Source organism: Enterobacter sp. 22466 (assembly GCF_052044775.1).
In the GTDB taxonomy this organism is placed as follows: domain Bacteria; phylum Pseudomonadota; class Gammaproteobacteria; order Enterobacterales; family Enterobacteriaceae; genus Enterobacter; species Enterobacter dissolvens.
The window spans coordinates 1-22,893 of record NZ_JBQENX010000020.1; the positions used below are offsets into that span (position 1 = coordinate 1).

At 50.6% G+C, this 22,893-nt stretch carries 20 protein-coding genes and 2 pseudogenes; 9 read left to right on the forward strand and 13 right to left on the reverse strand.

What is annotated here, in order from left to right:
* Positions 1-101 precede the first annotated feature (101 nt).
* The 4 genes from ACTJJI_RS25605 to ACTJJI_RS25620 all read right to left on the reverse strand — a co-directional run bounded on the left by ACTJJI_RS25605 (position 102) and on the right by ACTJJI_RS25620 (position 2,796).
* Positions 102-704, reverse strand: coding sequence for a site-specific integrase (locus ACTJJI_RS25605; RefSeq protein ID WP_440656161.1), 603 nt, complete (start codon positions 702-704; stop codon positions 102-104).
* Positions 705-814: 110 nt separating this feature from the next.
* Positions 815-1,579 carry an NADPH-dependent F420 reductase gene (locus ACTJJI_RS25610; RefSeq protein WP_042718056.1) on the reverse strand — a complete coding sequence of 255 codons (765 nt, stop codon included), beginning with the start codon at positions 1,577-1,579 and terminating at the stop codon, positions 815-817.
* Between the two features lie 17 nt (positions 1,580-1,596).
* Positions 1,597-2,331 (reverse strand): NADPH-dependent F420 reductase, encoded by a 735-nt coding sequence (locus tag ACTJJI_RS25615; protein ID WP_049137951.1) that lies wholly within the window; start codon positions 2,329-2,331, stop codon positions 1,597-1,599.
* A gap of 30 nt (positions 2,332-2,361) precedes the next feature.
* Positions 2,362-2,796, reverse strand: coding sequence for a MarR family winged helix-turn-helix transcriptional regulator (locus ACTJJI_RS25620; protein ID WP_174592426.1), 435 nt, complete (start codon positions 2,794-2,796; stop codon positions 2,362-2,364).
* Positions 2,797-3,231: 435 nt separating this feature from the next.
* Between ACTJJI_RS25620 and ACTJJI_RS25625 the strand changes: the two genes are divergently transcribed.
* Positions 3,232-3,450, forward strand: a complete 219-nt coding sequence (locus ACTJJI_RS25625) for a hypothetical protein (protein WP_042718081.1) — start codon at positions 3,232-3,234, stop codon at positions 3,448-3,450.
* 397 nt (positions 3,451-3,847) lie between these two features.
* Here ACTJJI_RS25625 and lpxP read toward each other — a convergent pair whose 3' ends face one another.
* From lpxP to ACTJJI_RS25640, 3 genes are all read right to left on the reverse strand, one after another.
* Positions 3,848-4,756 (reverse strand): kdo(2)-lipid IV(A) palmitoleoyltransferase, encoded by a 909-nt coding sequence (gene lpxP / locus ACTJJI_RS25630; protein WP_023329314.1) that lies wholly within the window; start codon positions 4,754-4,756, stop codon positions 3,848-3,850.
* Between the two features lie 202 nt (positions 4,757-4,958).
* On the reverse strand, positions 4,959-5,231 hold the full coding sequence (locus ACTJJI_RS25635) for a hypothetical protein (protein ID WP_016239704.1): 273 nt from the start codon (positions 5,229-5,231) through the stop codon (positions 4,959-4,961).
* 79 nt (positions 5,232-5,310) lie between these two features.
* Entirely contained in the window at positions 5,311-5,547 is a 237-nt protein-coding gene (locus ACTJJI_RS25640; protein WP_350309020.1) for a YnfU family zinc-binding protein, read from the reverse strand.
* Positions 5,548-5,640: 93 nt separating this feature from the next.
* On the opposite strand from ACTJJI_RS25640, the gene ACTJJI_RS25645 reads away from it, so the two are divergent.
* Complete coding sequence (locus tag ACTJJI_RS25645; RefSeq protein ID WP_004132711.1) at positions 5,641-5,874, forward strand: hypothetical protein; 234 nt, start codon at positions 5,641-5,643, stop codon at positions 5,872-5,874.
* Between the two features lie 19 nt (positions 5,875-5,893).
* Here ACTJJI_RS25645 and ACTJJI_RS25650 read toward each other — a convergent pair whose 3' ends face one another.
* The 3 genes from ACTJJI_RS25650 to cspF all read right to left on the reverse strand — a co-directional run bounded on the left by ACTJJI_RS25650 (position 5,894) and on the right by cspF (position 15,090).
* Positions 5,894-14,476, reverse strand: coding sequence for a GH36-type glycosyl hydrolase domain-containing protein (locus ACTJJI_RS25650; protein WP_440656165.1), 8,583 nt, complete (start codon positions 14,474-14,476; stop codon positions 5,894-5,896).
* A 155-nt stretch (positions 14,477-14,631) separates the two neighbouring features.
* Complete coding sequence (locus ACTJJI_RS25655; protein ID WP_305955329.1) at positions 14,632-14,802, reverse strand: YnfU family zinc-binding protein; 171 nt, start codon at positions 14,800-14,802, stop codon at positions 14,632-14,634.
* A 75-nt stretch (positions 14,803-14,877) separates the two neighbouring features.
* Entirely contained in the window at positions 14,878-15,090 is a 213-nt protein-coding gene (gene cspF / locus ACTJJI_RS25660; protein ID WP_001446195.1) for a cold shock-like protein CspF, read from the reverse strand.
* Positions 15,091-15,368: 278 nt separating this feature from the next.
* Between cspF and ACTJJI_RS25665 the strand changes: the two genes are divergently transcribed.
* From ACTJJI_RS25665 to ACTJJI_RS25685, 5 genes and pseudogenes are all read left to right on the forward strand, one after another.
* Positions 15,369-15,587, forward strand: coding sequence for a cold shock domain-containing protein (locus ACTJJI_RS25665; protein WP_148422684.1), 219 nt, complete (start codon positions 15,369-15,371; stop codon positions 15,585-15,587).
* A 268-nt stretch (positions 15,588-15,855) separates the two neighbouring features.
* Positions 15,856-16,083 (forward strand): hypothetical protein, encoded by a 228-nt coding sequence (locus ACTJJI_RS25670; RefSeq protein ID WP_042714788.1) that lies wholly within the window; start codon positions 15,856-15,858, stop codon positions 16,081-16,083.
* 564 nt (positions 16,084-16,647) lie between these two features.
* Positions 16,648-17,052 carry an H-NS family histone-like protein gene (locus ACTJJI_RS25675; RefSeq protein WP_023303013.1) on the forward strand — a complete coding sequence of 135 codons (405 nt, stop codon included), beginning with the start codon at positions 16,648-16,650 and terminating at the stop codon, positions 17,050-17,052.
* A 52-nt stretch (positions 17,053-17,104) separates the two neighbouring features.
* Positions 17,105-17,215 (forward strand): annotated as a pseudogene (locus ACTJJI_RS25680) (arsenical resistance protein ArsH); the annotation flags it as partial.
* A 511-nt stretch (positions 17,216-17,726) separates the two neighbouring features.
* On the forward strand, positions 17,727-18,764 hold the full coding sequence (locus ACTJJI_RS25685) for an aldo/keto reductase (protein ID WP_063426459.1): 1,038 nt from the start codon (positions 17,727-17,729) through the stop codon (positions 18,762-18,764).
* Positions 18,765-18,909: 145 nt separating this feature from the next.
* Here the strand turns inward: ACTJJI_RS25685 and ACTJJI_RS25690 are convergent, their stop codons facing one another.
* Both ACTJJI_RS25690 and ACTJJI_RS25695 read right to left on the reverse strand, forming a co-directional pair.
* Positions 18,910-20,091, reverse strand: a complete 1,182-nt coding sequence (locus ACTJJI_RS25690) for an aldo/keto reductase (protein ID WP_440656168.1) — start codon at positions 20,089-20,091, stop codon at positions 18,910-18,912.
* A gap of 46 nt (positions 20,092-20,137) precedes the next feature.
* The gene (locus ACTJJI_RS25695; RefSeq protein WP_440656170.1) at positions 20,138-21,124 is read right to left on the reverse strand and encodes an aldo/keto reductase; all 987 of its coding nucleotides are present in this window, start codon (positions 21,122-21,124) and stop codon (positions 20,138-20,140) included.
* 68 nt (positions 21,125-21,192) lie between these two features.
* Between ACTJJI_RS25695 and ACTJJI_RS25700 the strand changes: the two are divergent.
* Positions 21,193-21,540: pseudogene (locus ACTJJI_RS25700) on the forward strand (aldo/keto reductase); the annotation flags it as partial.
* A 102-nt stretch (positions 21,541-21,642) separates the two neighbouring features.
* A complete protein-coding gene (locus ACTJJI_RS25705) occupies positions 21,643-22,677 on the forward strand; it encodes an amidohydrolase family protein (RefSeq protein ID WP_203462290.1) in 1,035 nt (344 codons plus the stop codon).
* Positions 22,678-22,804: 127 nt separating this feature from the next.
* Here ACTJJI_RS25705 and ACTJJI_RS25710 read toward each other — a convergent pair.
* On the reverse strand, positions 22,805-22,893 hold an 89-nt coding region (locus ACTJJI_RS25710), incomplete at its 5' end, for a hypothetical protein (protein ID WP_440656173.1).

A 22,893-nucleotide genomic window follows, 5' to 3' on the forward strand; every position in this document is an offset into this window, starting at 1 on the left:
ACTCCACGCTGAATTATCAGACGCCGTCTGAGTTTGCAGCGAGCTGGAGAAAGGGTAATTCTGAGAGTGAAGGATCCGACATTACTAACTGAGCCTTGTATCTAATCCTGGGGGCAGGTCAAGATCTCTAACGCATCATTGACTTCGATGCCTAGATAACGGACAGTGCTTTCCAGTTTCTTATGGCCCAACAGAAGTTGGATCACCCGAAGATTCTTGGTTTTCTTGTATATCAGGTAAGGTTTTGTTCTTCTCATGGAATGTGTGCTGTAAAGCGAAGCTTCGAGACCAAGCTTTTCTACCCACCCATGAAAAATTCGGCTGTATTGTCGGGTTGATATGTGCCGGTTAGTTCCGATCCGAGACCGAAACAAGAAGTCTTTACTGTGCAAATTGCCAAGCTTTATCAATGCAGCAACAGCTTCTCTTGTCCCTTTGGTTATCTCAAATTGCACAGGGCTACCGGTTTTCTGTTGCAGCACCGTTGCTCTGCTTGAAACCGAGCTACCATATGCAACATCAGATACTTTGAGGTTCACCAGATCGCAGCCTCGTAGCTTACTGTCTAAGGCCATATTGAACAGAGCTAAATCACGCGTTTTACCTTCCAGTTCAAGCCGGATTCGGATCCCCCAGATATGAGATATCTGAAGTGGTCTTTTTTGGCCTATGATACGGTCTTTATTCCACGGTGACGTGTTCATACTCAAATCTCCTGCAATGTGGGAGATTTGAGTATGGTTGTCTCTTATGAGCGAAGAGCAGATGTTTGCATTTTCGCTCATACATCGATAAATGAAATATGGCTTACGGATTACATAAAAAGAGCCCGGTGTAATCGAACAATATAATCTGCAGTCGGATTGGATTGCTTATCGCCCATTCGCTCCTGAATTGCCTGAACAGCAATATCCCGACGCGCAGGCAGCCGTGTTTTTTCCGTTGCGGCGATCGCTGACTTCATTTCATCAAATGTGAGGTCAGTACAGTAGCAAGGTGCACCCGGTTGTTGACGCCATGACTCCTCAACTGTACCTGCATCGAAGGCGTCAAACCCCGTATCACTGACAAGACGCATAATCAATTTTTTGTGCTCTACGATATTCCCTGCCACCGGAATTGAAATACGTCCTGCTGTACCCTCTGCTTTACCTTTTGTAGCGAGAGAATCTGAACCTATTGCATTCCAGGCCTTCACCAGTGGACGGTTCAGGAGATGCGCTACCCACGCGCTTTCGACCTGACCATCTGAGAACCCATCGATGATTCCGTCGCGATGTGGGTAATAGTTCGACGTGTCAGCAACGATAACATGACTGGGTAATGTCCGGATCAGAGGCGCGATATCCGCAACCTTTGCCATAGGTATGGACAGGATGACAACCTGTGCATCCTGTACTGCACTGGCTGCATCGGCTGCTTCAGCGCCCGTTTCAAGCACGTCGGGGGCTATCGTTTCAGGCCCACGTGAATTTGCAACCTTAACGGAGTGACCGGCAGAGGCGAGACTGCGAGCAAGCGTTTTACCGATATGGCCGGTTCCCAGAACAGCAATCCGGTACTTTTCATAATTAATCATAACATCCCCTTTTTGGCTCAGGCCGTTACTGCACGGTTACGTTTAACGATGGCATCATGAGTGAGTTGTTCGCCTGCAGACATAAACTCCTTGATCAACGCATCTCTGTTTAGTGGAGCGCGAGTTTTATCCGCTGCCTTAAGGGCTGCTTCAAGCTCTCCGGTTTTTAGCTCAGTACAGTAGGCTGGCGTGCCGGGCTGTTGCCGCCATGATTCGCTAAGCGTACCGGCATCAACTGCATCGAAACCGGTCTGACTGACCAGTTCTAGTGCAACAGATTTTGCTACCGTACTGTCGCCGGCAACCGGAATAGCGATACGTGAGGGTGAACCGGCAACCAGCCCTTTATCTTTAAGCGTCTCGGCCAGAACAGCGTTCCAGGCTTTGACAAGAGGGCGTTTGACTATTTCACTGGCATACACGCTTTCAGGTTTGCCTTCACGGATCTCTTCAATGTCCCCGTCGCGGAAGGGATAGTAGTTAGACGTATCAATGACGATCACGCTCTCCGGAACATCACGCAAGAGTTCAGCCAGTTCAGCATGCTTATCAAAGGGCGTAGAGAGGATGATGACATCCACATCTCGTACGGCTTCCTGACGCTCAACCGCCAGTGCCCCAGCTCTTCGCGCAATCTCTGCAATTGTTTCCGGTCCCCTTGAGTTAGCCAGTTTGACCTCATGGCCCTGCACAGAGAGCTTATGTGCCAGAGTCGCACCAATGTTTCCAGCGCCAATAATGCCTATTTTCATACCAGTACCTTTTGTCTGAGTGGAGGATGATCAGTTATCAGCGGGATGGGCAAAGTTATTGAGGGTATCTCGTAACTCCTCGAGCTTCGCATCCGATAACTGACAGGCTGATTTGATTTTTTCGGTTACGTGCCACAGCTCGCTTTGCAAAGCGAGCCCGTCATCCGTAAGAGTAATGAGGACTCGCCTTTCGTCAGCGCGATCCCGCATGCGAACTATGCGTCCGGCAGCCTCAAGCCGTTTGAGAAGGGGGGTAATGGTGCCGGTATCCATGCCGAGCTTATTCCCGATATCACCCACGGTGCGTGGGGTTCCGTTAAACAACTCCAGCATGACCAGATACTGGGGAAAGGTTAGCCCCAGCGGGTCCAGCAACGGCTTATGTAACCGGTTCATGCGGCTCGCCGCACCATAGAGGGCAAACGAAAGTTGTGTCCCTATTTCCTGTCGTGACTGCATGCTCATATGCCAATCCGTTATCTTGTAGATGATTATATAGTGCACTAGATAAAACCATATAACAAACTTTTAATCAGTTAAAGAGTGATGAATGAGTAATTCGTGCGGTATGACAATGACAACAAAGCAGGCTGAGAAGTCTCCAGACTGACGGGTACTATCGTTCCAGGCTATTCAAACAGGTCCGCTTCAGGCACAAAGCTGACATCCCAACCTGTATCAGATCATTAAAATTGCCATAAGTTAAGCTAGTAACTCTCTGGTATGACGTAGCGCTTGCGCATCAGGCTGGACAACCAAATTTGATGTTCGCTGAAAGCTGGTTGGTCCCAGGCGCAATGCCTATTGTCAGCTTGCAGGTGAAATAATAACAGAAGGCCTATCCAATGCGTGTTATAAGCGAGTATGAAAACCTCCACACTGGTGGTTGAGAGGCATGGCATGAAATTACGAATCACAAGAGCAATCGGCCTCAGCAAGTTCTCGCCACGTTGGGTTAAGGTTATCTGTTTACGATTAGCAAAAAATGATATTGAGCGCTCCCTCAATGCTCTTCTGGCCAACATTGATGAATCTGAGCTCTCTCCAGAGCAAGTCAAAGCGTTTAGGGAATGCGTTGACAGGATTAACCTGGCACGGGGTAAGGGGATGCAGGCGTGAGCACTTTTAATTAAGCGTTTTTCGATGTTGCTTTGGCAATGATGGCTTTTATCCAAAAAATTCGGCAGGTGAAAAGTAGTCTAAGCGTTTGATAAAAGTTAAGCCCAAACCGTATATGCGCGGCGTGTTTGCTGCGCAGGTATCGCTGACAGGCCGACAGCAGCGGAGCTCTCGAAAGCCACATATGAGCCAATGAAGAGTGATGGGAGCTCATAGGGATTAAACTGTCCACTATGAGCGAAAAACGGACCTTCAAATCCGAACCGGTTCAATTGATTAACCTTGGCTGTCAGTCAAGCCATCGTTAACATGAATCCGATCGAAAATTCCTTATCGCATTTTTACAAATACGCAGTGGCAAGAAAGATAGATTCTGGCTCATGACAAGTTGAGTTGTTCATTTGTATAAAGAAACTTCGCCTTCAGGACGCGTTTTGAACCTGCGATGCATCCACAGGTATTGCTCAGGAGCACGGAGAATTTCACGCTCGATGATCTTGTTCATATAAGCCGCTGCGGCGACCTTATCTTCCCCTGGATAACCTGCCAACGGATTGCTGATATACATGTGATAACCTTTTTTATCGCTACGTCGAACCATGCTAAGTGTGATCAAGTGTGCACCAGCGAGTTTTGACAGAGCATACGTTCCGTTCGTCGTGGCTGCTTTTTTTACCGAGAAAAAAGGTGCAAAAACGCTTCCCTTAGACCCATAATCCTGGTCTGGTGCAAACCAAACGGCTTCACCTGCTTTTAGCGCATGAACAAAACCTGATAAATTACGTCGATTAATCATAGCCTTATTTGAACGCATACGCCCTTTTGTCTGTACCCATTCCATTAATGGATCATTGTGTGGGCGATACGTTGCCATCATAGGATGGCATAACCCCATTACTCTTCCACACAACTCAAGGGACATAAAATGAATCCCGACAACCATTACTCCTTTTGTCGCGCCGGTCAGGTTTTCAAGCCCTTCGACATCAAACCATTTTTTGACTCTCGCATCGCTCCAGAACCAGGCCATTCCTGTTTCCATCAGTCCCAGCCCGAGAGAAACAAAGTTTTTATTGACCATCTGGCTCCGGGCAAACGGTGTCATCTCGGGAAAGCACAGTTCGATATTTCTAATCGCAATTCCTTCCCGGCGTTTCAGAAAGGGTCTGGATATTTTTCCAAGGCCAGAGCCCAGAGTATGTAAAACTGGGTAAGGAAGTTGAACGAGAAGCCACAGCAGACCCAAACCAGACCAGGTAAGCCAGTGGCGAGGATGAAGTAAATTATGAGTAAAAGTCTGTGCCATAAATTTCCTTAATGCTAATGAAGGTTATAACGCAAAAGGAAAACAATGAAGCAATTTGTCTTTAGCGGTACATTTTGTTTTAGACAATTTAAAGTCATCTAAATTCAGAAAAAAATAACTTTGCAATGACTGGTAAAGAATTTAAAGAGTCAGTAATGAATTGTAAGCCAGCAAAGTTATTTTGTTATAAATCCATGTTTTATCATTGATACTCAAGAAATTGTCTTCTTGATTCATCATCATCAAGGTACTCAAAAGAAAGAAGCCGAATTTTGGTAAGTTTATAAAACCACTCACAATCGTTTCGTTGAATAATTTCGCCTGGTTTGAAACATATCCCGGATGCCACCCGAATAATCGCATATTTACCATTACTAAACCTGACCCGGTGAATACAGAAAGGTTGGCCAGCCTGCCCGTGACAGCTGTTCGACAGGATATGTCCTTCAATAAAAACAGATTTTTTAGATTTCATTATCATACCCTCGACAACTGCAGTACAGGAGGAACGTTGTCATTTTCCGACATCACTGACGTTACGTGGCAGAAGCCGTTCAGCCGCCGATACACCAGCATTCTGAAGGTCTGAACAACAGTCCGCAGGCAGGGCACTCAAGAACCGCATCTTTTCTTAGTTTACCTGCTTTCTGATCGGCTCTGTATGCGCATACCGGGCAGGCAACATGAACCGGTCTTTCTTTAAAATACCTGAGCCCATTTGTATAAGACATAAATAATTCTCTGAGAAATATAGTAATTATTATACGCTTTAATATAAAAATAACTGGCATAAGTTATGTTAAGTTGTGTCTGAATGAGGTTATCAGATATTGAAAATTGAACGTCTGATTTATGGTACACTACCCTTCCGTGAGAAATTTAAGATGAAATCAGAAGACACCCTTGACTGGTATCCGGCACAACTACCGCCTGTGAAAATTATTCTTGGCGAAGCCGTGCTGGCTGTGGGTAAACAGGGCCGACCGATTAATACCCGCACCTTGCTGGAATACCTTCAGGTCATGCAGGACAAACAAAAAAGGCGGGATGACAAAATCGCCATGCAGACTGCGATTGATGTTCTCAGGGATAATCAGCGCATTAACGGCAGACGTTAATGCACCTCCGGGATCAGTGTCAGTTCTGAATGATCTCAACCGTATGGTTTTGTCCATCATCCTTCAGCGGTATTCTGTCATCAGGGAGGAGAACACCATCCAGCGTCACGCAATATTCTGCATCGCCGCGTGAAACACTAATCTGATAATGGCTTTCACCATATTGATATGCCATAGAAAAAGACGACCACTCATCCGGTAACCTGGCATGAACACTAAAGTCAGTGCCGGAACGTTTTATCCCCAGTAATTCCTCGGTAAGTAAACGCCAGGCCCAGCCTGCGGAACCGGTATACCAGCTCCACCCTGCACGTCCGGTATGGGGAGCGACGCTGTAGACATCAGCACTCATGACATAAGGCTCAGCTTTATAAATCCCGACAGAGTCCGCATTCAGGGTATGATTTACAGGGCTGAGCATTGACCAGAGTTGCCAGGCTCGTTCGGCATTCCCCATTCGGGCAAAGGCCATCACTGCCCAGATGGCGCCATGCGTATACTGCCCTCCGTTTTCCCGCACGCCGGGCAGGTACCCCTGTATGTAGCCCGGATTTGGACCGTGTCCGTCGAAAGGAGGCGTTAACAGTTTGATCAGCCCTCCTTCGTTATCCACAAGGTGCTTATCCAGCGCCTGCATGGCCTTTGCGCACCGTCCCGGGCTCGCGGCGCCGGACAATACAGACCAGCTCTGCGCAATCGCATCAATCCGGCAGTCCTGTGAGGTTTTCGATCCCAGGGGAGTACCATCGTCAAAATACCCGCGCCGGTACCATTCCCCATCCCAGGCGTGGGCTTCGAGATTACTTTGCAGGCGCAGAGCCTGTGAACGGCACATCGCGGCGACGCTTTCATCCAGCCTGCGCTCCGCCAGCGCTGCAAACCGCTGCAAAATGTCGTACAGGAAGAAGCCCAGCCAGACGCTTTCACCTTTGCCTTCGATACCCACCCGGTTCATCCCGTCATTCCAGTCACCAGCCCCCATCAGCGGCAGGCCATGCTCCCCGAAGCGAAGTCCATAGTGAATAGCTTTGACGCAGTGTAACCAGAGTGTCTCTTCGGTGCCGCTGATGACCGGCGTGTCATAGACAGACTCTTCACCAGGCTGAAGCGAGCGTCCCTCCAGATAAGGAATGCGTATTTCCAGTGCATCCATATCCCCCGTCGTTTCAACATAGTGGCAAGCAGCAAGCGGCAGCCAAAGATAGTCATCGGAACAGCGGGTACGCACACCGTTGCCGTGTGGCGGGTGCCACCAGTGCTGCACATCCCCTTCGATAAACTGCCGTGATGCACAGAGTATTATCTGTTCACGCATCCGGTCCGGAGCAGCGTGGCTCAGAGCCAGCGTATCCTGCAGCTGATCGCGAAAACCAAATGCACCGCCAGACTGATAGTAGCCACTCCGGGCCATAAGACGGCAGGCGACCGTCTGATACAACAGCCAGCCATTAACCAGTAAATTTACGGACGTGTCGGGGGTGTTAACTACGATTTTATCGAGAACATTGTGCCAGTGATTATGAATCCGGTTCAGCTCCTGGCGGACCGTATCCTCGTTCATGTAGCGGGCCAGCGTCTCCTGAGCACAGACATCATTCTCCTCTGCGCCGAGGATAAAAATAAACGTCCTCTGGTCCCCGTCAATTAATGTAACCGCCGATTGCACCGCTCCGCAGGGATCCAGACCGGCCCCCGTCTTACCAGAAAGCTTTTGCAGTTTCATGGCCGAAGGGGCGTGAAGGGAACCATTACGGCCAATAAACTCCCGGCGATCCCCTGTCAGAGAACAGTCATTACCGCTGACGGCAAAAAATGCAGTTCGGCCGCCACCATTATCACCATAAAAGTTATTCGCAAGCACCCCGCAGCCGCCGGGCGTTCTGGCCACATGTGTCACAATGTGAGGGGCTGAGCGCGTTCGTGTTTCTCCGAGCGTCCACTCTACATAGCCTGTGACGGAAAGTTGACGTGTCCGTCCCGAAGAGTTGCTGAGCGTCAGGAGCACCAGTTTAACCGGATCTTCTTCAGCAACCAGGACCGTCAACTCGCTGTCTATACCACTCTCACGATGGGCAAAAACGCTGTAGCCAAAACCATGGCGGGTCAGGTAATCACCGTGTCCGCGAACAGGTAAAGCTGTCGGCGACCAGCACTCCCCGCTCTCTTCATCGCGCAGGTAAAATGCCTCGCCGCTGCGATCGCTCACCGGATCGTTCTCCCACGGCGTCAACCGGTATTCATGGGCATTCTCATACCAGGTATAGGCCTGCCCTGCCTCTGAGATCACACAGCCAAAACGAGAATTTGCCAGTATGTTCGACCAGGGAGCCGGTGTAAGCGCATTTTCCCGAAGGACGATCTGATACTCCCGCCCATCCTGAGAAAATCCACCGTACCCATTGAAATGGCATAACTGACTGGTATCAGGGCTCCAGTCCGTATGTTGATTACGGTCGCGCACAGCACGCGGAATGAATGCCCTTGCCGGCGATTTCAGGGTATGAATACGCTGGTTAAGCTGCTCATTAATACCCCCTGCGCGGTCATCAAGATAAAGACAGGCCACGCTCATCAAAAGCAACTTATCCTCAGCGGAGAGATGCTCACCGTTCCGGACAAAAAGCCCGCCCTTTTTATCCAGCAGACTGGCTTCAGACCCGGCATAAATTAACTCCATAATCTGATTTTGTAATCCCTGCTGGTAGCCGCCGGGGCTGTTATTCAGGATAACCAAATCAACATCCAGCCCTTTCTGTCTCCAGTAACGGTGTGCCTGAATCAGTGTGGTCACTGAGGTGATACTTTCCTCGCTGGTTATACTCAGCAGCACTATCGGCAGATCCCCTGAAATTGCCCAGCCCCACAGTCCGGACTGGCCACGCCGGTTGCGGCCGATCGCCTGGCCTTCGGCTCGCAGCTCCTGGACAGGATAAAGCACAGCGCTGGCGAGACTATTGAACAACGTGGCATCATCTTCACTGGCGTTCATCTGGCGCAATACCACCAGACTGTGAGACCAGGCCAGTTCAAAGACGCGATCGGCGATAGGGTAATCGCGATATTTCTCCAGCAACGCCAGGCTCTGCTGACGGGTCTCGCTGATGCCATAAATGATATCAATCGTAACCGGCTGCCCCGGCTGCAGAATGATGGCGTGGCGAATTGCCAGTATCGGATCCAGCACCGAGCCCGACGTGTTGCTTAGCGTCCCTCCCGCCTCTATTGCCAGGGCATTCGCAGGGTTTCTGCCACGTCCAATAAAGCTTGCCCTGTCCGTTTCAAACGACACGTTATGTCGGTTATCGCCGTGCACCACCATCATGTGAAACAGGCAAGGGCCCGGTTCATCCGGTGAGCGCGGGCGCCGGTGGCAAAGAATAGCGTCACGCTCAGGAGCCAGCTCAGTCTGAATAAACAAATTGCTGAATGCCGGGTGTGCCAGATCGCTGAAATCAGGTGCCAGTACCACTTCAGCATAGGTTGTCAGCTCCAGAGAGCGAGGTTTGCGACCACGATGAATCAGTGTGAGCCGTCGCAATTCAACATCATCCTCCGGAGAGATCACCACCTGAGTTTTGACGCTGAGTCCCCCGAAGCTGCGTCTGAATTCTGCCCCCGCATCGGTGAATAACACTTCCTCGTCTTGTCCGCTGGTGTAGCCTGTCGGTTGCCAGGTATTGCTCCACACATCTCCCGTCTGGGTATCGCGGAAGTAGCAAAATGCTCCCCAGTTATCACGGGTGGTATCACTGCGCCAGCGGGTTAGTGCAATATCATTCCAGCGACTGTAACCACCGCCCCCCGCGGTCAACATCAGATGATAATGGCCGTTGGACAGCAGTTGAATATCCGGGGTGGGGGTATCCACGCTATAGAAAATACGGGGTTCATAGCGGACGGGTTTGACCCTGCCCTCATGAGATTCAAAATGACGGCGCGGACTGTACAGATCGACCGCATCCGGCACGCGCTCCTGTAACAGCAGACTCGCTGACCGGAATACCGTGCTGGACATAAAGCGTTCAGTCATGGGGGCGTCAAGCAGCACATGAGCCAGCGCCTGAAATGCCATACCCTGGTGATGCGCCATCCAGGACTGTACCACCGCATAGAGCTGACCGGTTGCAAGACGTGAGGGGGTATAGTCCAGCGCTTCATAAAAACCGTATTCTCCGCGTGCACCATTTTTTTGTAGCCTGAACAGGTTCTCACAGGCTCTCTGTGGGGAAACCATCAGCGCCAGCAGCGTGGCGTAAGGAGCAACAACCATGTCATCGGCAAGCCCCCTGCGCAGACCGAGACCCGGTACGCCAAATGCCTGATACTGATAATTATGCTGAACATCAAAAGCATGATAGCCAGACTCTGAAACACCCCATGGTACCCCGCGTTCTTTCCCCCAGTTAATCTGGCGCATAACCGCCGACTGACTCATTTCATCGAGCAGGCTGCCGGGCCAGGTGGGCATCACCAGATTCGGCATCAGATATTCAAACATGGATCCGCTCCATGACATCAGGGCAGTTTCATTATCAATCGTGGTAAACAATCGACCCAGCGCGTACCAGCTTTTAAGAGGCAGCTGATTAGTCGCAATGGCAAGAAAACTGGTCAGGCGGATTTCAGATGGCAGGAGATCGTAGTGGCTTTTGTCAGGCATATTGGTGTCACAGTTATAACCGACGCTGAGCAGACTGGTTGCTTCACTGTACAGAAAGGCGAAATCCATCCGGGCATGCTCATCCAGCCGCTGTTCCAGCTCGGTGATAATATTGAGTCGCATTCGGGCCTGCTCCGCCACTGACGCCGGAGGCGTTCCTGTACCGGTTAATGTCGGACGGGCAAGCTCGCTCAGCGTCGGCAGCGTCTGTTCATTCCAGGATGCAGGCAACCAGCCAAGCAACAGAGACCACTCATGGCAAAGCTGAACCAGTTGATGCTCCAGATGTCCAGCCCAGCGCATCTGAAGAGGAGATCCCTGATGACATGCGCTGGTCAGATGGTTGCACTGGGTGCGCATGCTTTTCAGTTCGCTGAAAAGCGCCTGCGGAGAGAGCGACACCGCGTTCAGGCAATGCTTGCGCAGCAGTCTCAGGCTGTCAGGTGGGTTCTTACCCCACTGTTTTTCCAGAATATCCAGCGTATCGTTCAGTCCTGCCAGTATCTGTTGGTTGCTTAAAACAGGCTGATGACGCATGGCGGACAGGCCTGCACGAAGGGTCAATAAATGCCCGGCCATATTGCCGCTGTCGACGCTGGAGATATAGCGTGGACTTAGGGGGGCCAGCGTACGGGTGTCATACCAGTTGTAGAGATGGCCCCGGTAGTGCTCCATTTTATCCATCGTGTCGAGCGTGAGCGACACGCGCCGGAGCACCTCTCCGCCAGGCAGGTAGCCAAAGTCCCATGCCGTCAGGTTAGCCATAAGTGAAAGACCAATATTGGTAGGAGAAGTTCGGTGTGCCACCGTCGGTTGTGGTATTTCCTGATAATTATCAGGCGGAAGCCAGTTCTCTTTTGCTGTGGCAAATGTTTCAAAAAAAGCCCAGATTTCACGGCTTGTCTGGCGTAACAGCTGTTTTTGTTCCTGATTAGGCGAAAAAACCTTACGCACGGGCTGGCGACTCAGCCAGCTCATCAGCAGCGGTGCCACACACCATACCAAACCGATCGGTAACGCAATCCCCAGCAGCTGCGGGGCAAATTGTCCGGTCAGTATTGTCAGCGCCACGCCACCGGCAACGTTCAGCCACATCGCCTGATAAAAACGTGCAACAGTGGGTCTGGCCTGACTGCTGTCCTGGCTGTGGCTGCCCCACTGGCTGAGGTGACGCCTGCTTATCCCCAGTCGCCATAGCGTCACGGCGATCGCTTTCAGCGAATATCCGGCTTCGTGCGGCAGTATCGCAAAATTAAGGCTGATACCTGACAGACGCTTTAGCGCGCCCGCCCCCACCATTAACAGATGCGGCTTCACGCGGCGACGCAGAGGTTTATGCAGAAGGTCGTGGCTGATGCAGAGGATGGCTGGCAACAGCCATATCAGCAACAGTATGCCCAGCCAGTAAACCGGGTTGGGTACCCAAAGCAGAGCGAAGAACAGCAATATCAGTAAGGAGGGGGCGACCAGACTGCGACGTAGATTATCGAGTAATTTCCAGTAAGAAAGCGCGGTCAGCGGATTCCTGACCCGGGTTCCATCGGCTTTTCTGACGCGTGGTTTTAGCCAGTTAAGCAGTTGCCAGTCACCCCGGATCCAGCGTGAACGTCGTGCAACATCCGACAGATAATTATTAGGGTACTGTTCGTACAGTAACACCTCGCTCAGCAGACCCGAACGTGCATAGCATCCTTCAAGCAGATCGTGGCTGAGTACCAGATTTTCCGGGCAGATGTTGGTAGTGGCCTGCATAAAAATATCAACATCGTAAATCCCTTTGCCCACAAACGAGCCTTCCCCAAAGAGATCCTGATAAATATCCGAAGACATCATCGAATAAGGGTTATTGCCCGGTACGCTGCTGCGCAGGGCTGCGTAACGCCCCTGACCGTTGCGTGGTATCTCCTCCGCAAGACCGGGCTGTAAAATACCGAATCCTTTGACAACCCTCTGGCGTACCGGATCATACTCAGGCGTATTCAGCGGATGCGCCATCGTCGCGATGAGTTTGTGTGCCGTATCGCGCGGGAGCACCGTATCGCTGTCCAGGGTAATGACGTATTTTATGTGACCCGGTAAAAGGTGGGCAGGCATCTCTGCAACGCTGACGAATTGCGTTCCGGGATGGCGCAACCAGCTGTTCAGTAACGCCAGTTTTCCCCGCTTGCGTTCATAGCCCATCCACGCTCCTTCCGAGGGGTTCCATTCAGGCTGGCGATGTAACAGATAAAAACGTGGTCGGCCGGAGGGGTAGCGGCGATTAAGCGCCTGCGTATCGGCGATAGCCTGTCTGAGCAGCGCGTGACTTTCCGGCGAGGGTTCATTTTCAGAATCAGCAAAATCAGTGAGCAGCGCGAACCTGAGATTTTCGTTTTCATTCCCCAACCAGCAGACTTCAAGACTGGTGAGGAGCTGGCTGAAACTTTCGTGGCTGGTCAACATGCAGGGAATGACTAACATGGTGGCACTGTCAGCGGGAATACCGGCTGAAAAATCCATCCCCGGCAAGGGTCGAGGAACGCGAAAACGGGTGGTTGCATCACTGAGCAAATCGCTCATTAACTGAGTTAATGCGATAATCAGAGGTAATATCACCGCGATCAATAGCCAGTCTGCGCCCTGCATGGCGGTTTCGTGCAATATTGCTGCGGTCGCTGCGGTTGTCAGCAACGCCAGGCTTCCAAGCCATGACAGCAGGGTTATTCTGTTGAAACTGTGCCGCAAGCGTATGAGCCTTGAGGCGTCTGCCAGGAGATGAATATCCAGCGCCTGTCGACCTTCGCCCGCAAGATAATAACCAACATGATGTTCCGGTGTATCGGGCGCTTTTTCCTCTGAAAGCGCCAGCACCTTCTCAGCAACCTCAGGCTCGCTGAGACCGCTGTCCCTGGCCAGAACCTCAACTACGTGCCGGTAATGATCCCGGGTATTGAAGTGCATCCGGGGATAGATGCCGGCAGGATCATTGCGTAATGCCTGTTCGACAACGCTTATCGTTTCGGCGAAATCAGCCCAGTCCGTTTCACTCAATAAACGCAGGCCCGCGATGCTGTTACTGACGGACAGCTGGCTGGCGGCAAGCTGCTGATTGAAACTATGTATGAGAACGTCAGTGGTGATCCCCTGTTCCCGAAGGCACTGATCAACCCAGGTCAGAGGTAACGACAGCGCGTTGCCATGCCCCTGCAGGCGCCGCACCAGCTCTGCGACAAACGCACTGGTTAACGGAGGTCGGGAGCGCGCCATATCGGCAACCACCATGATTAAATCACCAGGCGCACTCTCTGCGCATTCGACAATCCTTGTTATCCACGTATCAGCAAGGTTTCTGTCCTGCTGCGCTTTTATCACTTCCATACTGATACGACGAAGATTTTCAATCAGCGCAAGGCGCAGCATTCCCGGTAACGCCCAGACTTCACCCAGCGTCAGCGGCGTCACCTGTTGATAGGCAGTGAGATAGCTGGTCAGGCTGGCGGCATCCCAGCGGCCATCGCCGTGAGCAATGGCCTCTGATGCAATATGATAAATTCGTGGGCAATTCAACGGCGATACAAGCGACGGAAGACCTTTGCCAAAGCTTTTCGGCAGATGCTGGCGGACAGTGCGGATTTGTTCCTCAATCAGATAATAATTGTCCAGCAGCCATTCACCGGCGGGCATGATACTGGTCTTTTTACCCGCGTTAAGCTCATAGCAGTTTTGGGTAATGACGGCCTCATTGTCGCCAAGCCGTTTCAGAAGATAATAAGGATGCCTATCCGGTGATACTTTATGAGTCCGCGCCAGCTTCTGGCCGTAGCGTTCCATCTGGACGGTCGAAAAGAGTTCCGACCGCGGCGAGCTTTCACCGGCAGGATCGTTCGCCGAAAACGTTATGTTTTCGGCAGCATTCATCAGAATACGGGAGCGGTTAAACCACGCTCTGGGGATCATTTTCATAGCATTGCTCTGATGCGACGTTAGCGCGCAGGAGCAGTTGCGAAATCAGTTCAGAAACGTTCTCTCAGGATGGGCGTCAGGCATCAGGGATTTAACAGCTGCCGGAATCTAACATAAGTATAGGACATGAGCTCTGTTCTGCGGTTTTGGTCGAGCTAGCGTCGGGAGATAAACAGAGCCTTACATCCGGGGCAAAGCATGGTCTGGTTGAGCCGGATTTTTGACAACGGTTGTACTGATTTTAAGCCACAAACAGGACAGGCAGCAGTGGCAGTAGACGCACTGCTGAAGAATTTCATTGCGTAATTGATAACAGACATAACCATTAACCTTTCAATGAATGAGCTTCACCGTACCACATGTGGTTAAGTTTTAATCTATCTATTTTGACACACTGAAAATCAGGAAAGATAAATGTTCGCAGCCACAGGCCCCCTGAGACCGTTTATCCGGCAAAACTCTATGCGGCTTCCAGGGATGAGTAATTCTGATTCGCGAGAGTTAACGGCTGAAATGTGAAGCAGAACGTCTTTTCGTCCATCAGATGGGATGATGAGGCCTTTACCACTAAGAATATCAAAGCTTTTGACAATTCCTGTCATTTTATGGGACAAGTCAATTCCTTATTGAAAACACGTAAAGACTATACATTGAAAATGGCATTCAGCCACTTTTATTTTCCCTACAGGACCTCTGGACGGCTAAAAGATAATTTGCTTATATCGATTCACTGTGCCTTAATGAATCCCATCAGTTCGATGTACTAATGAAAGTTAGAAATTTTCCGGGCAGTTCTCATTACCAGGCGCTATCGTTGATATCCCCTCTTTTGAGTCCATATGTTTAATCCTATACGTTTACTATCAATACAATCATGTATAACGGAGTCAGTATGACCTCTAGAATTATGGGCCTGGTTAAATGGTTTAACGAAGACAAAGGTTTTGGCTTCATCTCTCCTCTTGATGGCAGCAAAGATATCTTTGTCAATTTATCTGCACTTGATGGCGACAACTTTAAAACTTTATTTGAAGGTCAGAAAGTTGAATTCGCCATTCACCGCGGAGACAAGGGTCCTGCTGCTGCAAACGTAACACTTTGCGATAAATAAATCATTGTGGGTCTGCGATAACGATGAAGGATTATTCCTGAGTAGACAGATCCATAACTTAAATCAGATGGAAGTCGTTTATTCATAATATCTGATCAGCATATTTTTCAAAATTATGAGTATGCCAACCGATGTGATGAAGTGCAGTACTACTGCATAAAAAGTCTAAAAGCACAAACTAACCACATGTTAAATAAGAAGTGCGTAATGGCTTTGACCTTAATGGCATCTGCCAGTTAATATCCACGAGAGAACAGGGTAATAGAATATGACTAAAGTCCTTGTTTTCTTTAATGCTGAATCCTGTAAAGTCATGACCGTTCTGGAAGGTATATCCTCTATCAGGCAGGAATATCCAAACGGTGAAGAAACACATCTTCGGATTATGTCTGCAGGTTTTCCTTCCTTAACTGGCGATCATGGTATTGTTTACGTGGCTACTGACAGGGAGTTAACGTCACAGGAGATACTTGATGCGGCCAGGAAATATTTATAGCATTTTTGTCATGCTCTCTGCTCCACGTTTAATTGCATGCTTACCCTATTTATCAGAATCGAACAAAAAATGAGTTGAAAACATTTATGGCCTGCTAACAGCAGGCTTTTTTTTTACATTACACTTTTTTAGAAACACCTCTATAAAGAGAGAGTAATTCGCTACCTTCTGACAAAATGCAGGTGTCTCTCCCCTGCGTGCCATCTTGCCATTTGTGAAAAACCTTGCTAAGTGGCGGCGCTGTCTCTCCTCATTTTAAATCTCATCAGGTGTGACTGAAGCAATAAGTTATGAGGATATAAAAAGGCTCTCCGGATGACTCCTGGCATCATAGTTTTAAGTACCTTCAAAAATGCATGGACATTTCGTAGGAGTTGTAATTTAGTTCTTGCACATTCTTCTTAATTTTCTCTTGCGACAAGAGATTTATATAAGTAGTCTAAACCTCGTTAATAACAATATGTCCCAATCGCATTAAAATGCTCAGTAAGAAAAATCGGGTCGATGAGCAACCGTCGACATTGGTATTTGCTGAACAACAAAAAAACTTTAAAAGGTCTCTTTATGTCAGATGCTCTAACACAGTTAAACAATATCCGTACCTTACGTTCTCAGACTCGTGAAATGTCATTAGATGTACTGGAAGATGTTCTGGAAAAGTTTAAAATTATTCTTATAGAACGACGAGAAGAAGAGACATTACGTCTTGCAAATGAAAGTCAGCGCCGCGATAAACTGGAAACACTTCGTCAGATGATGCTTGATGAGGGTATCGACCCCTCCGAACTTTTAGCTGCTATTGGCTCTCCGGGTAAGGCTAAAAGGACGCGCTCCCCCCGCCCCGCGAAGTATCGATATACTAACGAAACTGGAGAGTCAAAAACATGGTCAGGTCAGGGGCGAATGCCGAAGCGGATCTCAAATCTGATTGCTGAAGGTGGGGAATTAAAAGATTTTGAAATCAGCTAAAAAGAGCCGGGTAAAACCCGGCTCTTTTTTGTAAATGCCGCAAGTTGCCTTAGAGAATAGTCGAGAAACATTTAGTTCCGTCGATGTAGCCGAGGCGCTGTTTAAAATCACAGTGCTGCTTAAGGGACAAACCGGTTATCTTGCAGATCGCTACAGCGAGTGAAAAGAGAGCCATCAGGAGCTTTCATTCCGAGTCAATCAGGACAAAAAATAACGTATGTTCTTCGTGAATCCATACTGCATGAGCTTAACAACGTATGCCATTGGCACTAAGTGGACGTAGAGCAAGTTCGCTTGGTCCGAGACGAAGTACGGTGAATCGAAATTCATCAAAACAGTCGCAATGCTGCTATTCGGGATTGGTTCATGAAGTAAATTTTTTGGCAAAATGGACAAGGCTGATAAATATCATACAAAAACAATGCATTATAAAATATGCTCTCTATGAACAACATTTGTGATCAACATAAGTTAAATCCAATTAACTGATAACTTACTTCATGAACCAAGTCGGCTTGTCTGACCTCCCTCTCGTTTCTCGTCTTTCACTGACGATTACGCTCATCTGTGAAAAAAACTCATAGCACCATTCGATGGCGCATGCTGGTTCCCTTCATGTCAGTGCAATACCCTGTCACATACAGAATTGCTGGCAATAAAAGAAGGAACACAGAATGAAGTATGTGAATCTGGGTCGTAGCGGTTTGCAAGTCTCCCGTCTTTGTCTCGGTTGTATGAGCTATGGTGAACCTGAACGCTTGCCTCAACCCTGGTCCCTGAATGAAAAGGCGTCACGTCCGCTCATTCGTCAGGCGCTTGAAGCGGGCATTAATTTTTTTGATACCGCGAATATCTACTCGGGCGGAAGTTCTGAAGAGATCACTGGAAAAGCGCTGAGAGAAATGGCCAGACGCGATGAGATTGTTGTGGCGACAAAGACCTTCTTTCCGTGGCGCAACTCACCCAATACCGGGTTTCTTTCCCGCAAGGCCATTTTTCAGTCTATTGACGATAGCCTGATGCGCTTAGGTATGGATTATGTGGATCTCTTTCAGATTCACCGCTTTGACCACTCCACGCCTGTTGAAGAGACCATGGAGGCTCTGCATGACCTCGTTAAATCAGGAAAAGTACGTTACATCGGCGCATCATCTATGGAAGCCTGGCGCTTTGCAAAAATGCAGCATACGGCAGAGCGTAACGGCTGGACCCGATTTATTACGATGCAACCGCAATACAACCTGCTTTACCGGGAAGAAGAGCGCGAGATGCTGCCCCTGTGTGAAGACCAGGGCGTGGGTGTGATCCCCTGGAGTCCGATGGCACGCGGCAGGCTCACGCGCGACTGGAGTGTCACGTCCCGACGAACGCAAAACGATGCCTTTGCGTTAAAAATGTATGAGAACGCAGCCCTGCTGGATAAGCCCGTTATTGATGTTGTTGCCAGCATTGCTGAAAAGCACGAAGTGCCAAGAGCTCATGTTGCAATTGCCTGGTTGCTATCAAAAACGGTCATCACAGCACCGATCATCGGCGCGACGAAACCAGAACATCTTTCCACGGCTATCAGCGCGCTGGACTTTTCACTTAGCGATGCCGAAATCATGGAACTCGAGGCACACTATCTGCCGCACCCCGTTGACGGGATCATTCCCCCGCTTCCGGATACGCCACCTTCACTCACGCCGCCTTCAGCAATACAGAACTGTTAATGCCCTCCCCTGGCCCGGCGTTGCCGGGTCTCTCAGGCCAATCATTCCCGGACACTGATGTGAAATGGGAAGCGGTGCAGACGCGAATGCGCCGATCGAAAAATCATCGCTCCACCAGGCGACGGCCTAAGGTGGCCATCACCGTTTAACTTTTATCAAACTGACTTTCGGTAAACGGATCTGCGCGACCGCCCTGCAATGGGATCCTGGCAAGCGCTGCATCGATTTCGCGTAACTCGCTGTCCGTCAACCGGACTTGCGGTGCACCGCTATTTTCTATCAGGTGCGGATATTGCGTCGTACCCGGGATGGGGACTATCCATGGCCGCTGAGCCATCACCCAGGCCAGCGCGAACTGAACCGGAGTGGTGTTTTTGCGGCGGGCCCACGACTGCGCGAATTCAAGCAGTACCATGTTTTTGGCCAGGGCATCGGGCTGGAAGCGTGGCAGGTTATGCCGCCGATCTGTGCTGTCGAACCGCTGGCTTGGATTGACTGCCCCGGCAAGGAAACTCCCGGCGGTCGGGCAGTAAGGTACAAAGCCGATACCCAGCTCTTCGAGCGTTGGAAATATCCGCGTCTCCGGTTCACGCCACCACATGGCATACTCACTCTGTACTGCAGTCACAGGGAGTACCGCATGTGCGCGGCGGATTGTCCTGGCACTCGCTTCCGACAATCCCCAGTGTTTCACTTTTCCCTCCTGGATCAACGCCTTCACGGTTTCCGCCACATCCTCAATCGGCACATTCGGATCGGGGCGATGCTGATAAAGAAGATCGATGTGGTCCGTTTTCAGACGCTTTAGCGAGCCCTCTACGGCACGGCGAATATGGTCAGGATGGCTGTTAAGGGAGGTTGGCTTCCCCTCCTCCACGCCGAAACCGAACTTAGTGGCAATCACCACACGATCGCGAACAGGGGCCAGTGCTTCCCCGACAAATTCTTCACTGAGATGGGGGCCATACACCTCGGCAGTATCAAAGAACGTGATGCCTTGTTCGAAGGCGGCCCGGATGAGCGAAACCATGGCTTTACGATCGCGCGGACCACCGCCGTAATACCCCACCATAGGCAGACACCCGAGTCCCATACTTGAAACCTCCAGCGAGCCGAGTTTACGCGTGGTTAAGGTCTCCTTCTGGACGGGAACAGCATCCGAAGGGGCGCCCGACGTGTCCTGACCAGCCGGTTTAGCCATCACGGCTCCGCTCCTGCCAAGGGTGGTAGCGGCCAACGCCAGACCGGCGCCAGCGATCAGAAAATTGCGACGATCCCGGGAAGCGGGTACGGAAGCAGAATGCTGGTCATGCATCATCTTGCTCATAAACTGGAACTCCCTATAGCGAAGAAAGGATTCATTAATTTGGTCATTACCAGGCATAAGCCTGGGGCGCTTCTCCCCCGGGTCCGGGCCAGATTTCGTCGAGACAGCTCATGGTGTCGTCTGATAGCGTGATTGTCGTTGCGTGAAGCGCCTCCCGGAGTTGCTCGACCGTACGAGGCCCGATAAGTGGCGCAGTAACGACAGGATTCTGCAGGAGCCACGCAAGCGCCACATCGGAAGGGGTTTCGCCGAGGTCCTCACATAATCCTTCGTAGGCTTCCAGCTGCGGACGATACTGTTCGATTAGACGGGCAAACGCGGGCCTCGCACGGCGCCCGCTTGCCATCTTTTTCAGTACGCCGCCAAGCAACCCTCCGGCAAGTGGGCTCCAGGGAATCAGTCCCAGGCCAAAATGACGGCATGCGGGAATGACCTCCAGCTCAACAGTTCGGGCAGTGAGATTGTAGAGACTTTGCTCAGCAACCAGGCCCAGGGAATGACGAGCCGTGGCCACTGACTGCGCAGTCGCAATGTCCCAGCCTGCGAAATTGCTGCTACCGATATAAAGCACTTTTCCCTGCTGAATAAGGAGCTCCATGGCCTGCCAGACCTCTTCCCATGGTGTATAACGATCGATGTGATGCATCTGATAGACGTCAATATGGTCGGTCTTAAGCCGTCGCAAACTGTCCTCGCAGGCCTTGCGAATATGGTAAGCAGAAAGACGGCGATCGTTCGGACCTGGTCCCATAGGCTGATAGGCTTTCGTCGCCAGAACGATACGGTCACGGCGGCCACCCTGATGGAGCCAGCGACCAATAATCTCTTCGGACAGCCCCGAACCTTGCTGGATATCGGGTGATTGCTCGGTGCCATACACGTCTGCTGTATCAATGAAATTGATACCCGCCTCAAGCGCTTCATCCAGAATGCGGGCGCTGGTTTTCTCGTCGGTGACGTCACCAAAATTCATGGTTCCGAGACAAAGGCGGCTGACTTTCAGGCCGGTGCGGCCAAGATGCGTATAGTTCATACACGGCTCCGTTAGGTGAATATTCCGCCCTGACCGACGGCCAGAGCGCATAATTTTCAAGAATAACGATGGAGCAAGGCGCGCTCAGTGGTCGTTATGATTCAAATCATCCCATGCCTGCCGGGAGTGGCCGGGCCGAAAGTTATAACGCAGTACTACCGCAGATAGAAAGATTAACCGCCGCCATGAAAAAAATGGGAGCCGAAAGGAATGCCAGCGTGGCACAGATAGCCATCGCATGGGCTATTGCAAAAGGTACCCTTCCCCTCGTTGGTGCGACTAAAGTCCATCACGTTCTGGACGCCGCCTGCGCTTCAGACATCCAGTTACGCGATGAGGAAATCATCCTGCTGGAACAACTCGCCACAGAGACCAGAGTGGATACACGAGGCGCCTGGGAAAAACCGATGGTGTAAACCCCGTCCGGGACAGACTGTCATGAATGACACTCACGAACGGGCTGTTCCGGGCGATCCTAATCTGCATCACTTTTACTGCTTTGTATGAAGGGTGAGAATATGAAAATCATTTGTCTCGAAGAACATTATCTCGACAGCGAGTTAGGGCGAGCGTGTATGCCTGTTGCGCTTGAGCAGGCACCTTTCCTTGGCGACTGGGGGAAAACCGTCGCTGATGGTCATAATCCTGACCGAAGCCGTCCGCAGATAGAAAAGAATGCGCTGATAAACGCGAAAGGCGCTGATTTGGGAAGCCGCCGCCTCAGGGATATGGATGAGGCTGGAATTACCCTGCAGATCCTCTCTGTGGGCGGATTCCCCCAGCTGGCTCCCGGTGATAAAGCGGTAACATTAAATACGGCGGCAAACGACCGCCTTGCCGGGGCGGTAAGAAATCACCCGGATCGCTTCGCGGCATTTGCCACACTTCCCTGGGCACTGCCGGAAGAGGCTGAAAAAGAGCTTGTCCGCGCAGTTGAAAAACTGGGGTTTAAGGGGGCACTTCTGAATGGCCGACCCTCTTCATGCTTTCTCGATCATCCTGACTATGACTCCCTGCTTTCCCGCTTTAATAAACTGAATGTGCCACTCTACCTTCATCCCGGATTACCGTTTAAAAGCGTGCAACAGGCCTACTTCACGGGCTTCAGCGCAGAGGTCAACGCCCGGCTCTCTATGTTTGGCTGGGGCTGGCATCACGAAGCCGGGATCCATTTGTTACGGCTGATGTTATCGGGCGCATTTGATAAATATCCCCACCTGCAGGTAATCAGTGGCCACTGGGGGGAGATGCTGCCCTTCTGGCTGCAGCGTCTTGATGACAGCCTTCCGCTGGCTGCAACGGGTCTGTCACGCACGCTAACGAGAACCTTCCAGGAACACGTTTACGTTACCCCGTCAGGTATGCTGACACTGCCGCACTTCCAGTTTATCTACGCGTTAATGGGGGCAGACAGGATCCTTTTCTCCGTTGATTACCCCTATCAGACACTGGACGGTGTAAAAACATTTATCGACAGTCTGCCCGTCAACAAGGCTGAAAAAGAGGCCATCGCGTTTCGCAATGCAGAACGTTTACTGGGCATCACGGCGTAGTTCACGGGCTCCTGATGACCGGGCACAATGAAATCCGTCGACCATTATTAGTTTTTGTCTAAAAGTGAATGAGCCTTTACTGCTCTAAAAAAAATAAGTAAGCGTTAAGTGAGCGCCGTATTGACGGCTATTTATTGGTGAGATCTACGTTCCATGGCAGCAGTTCGGCCACTTTGTTGCTGGGCCACTCCGGCAGTACGCTCAGGATATGGCGAA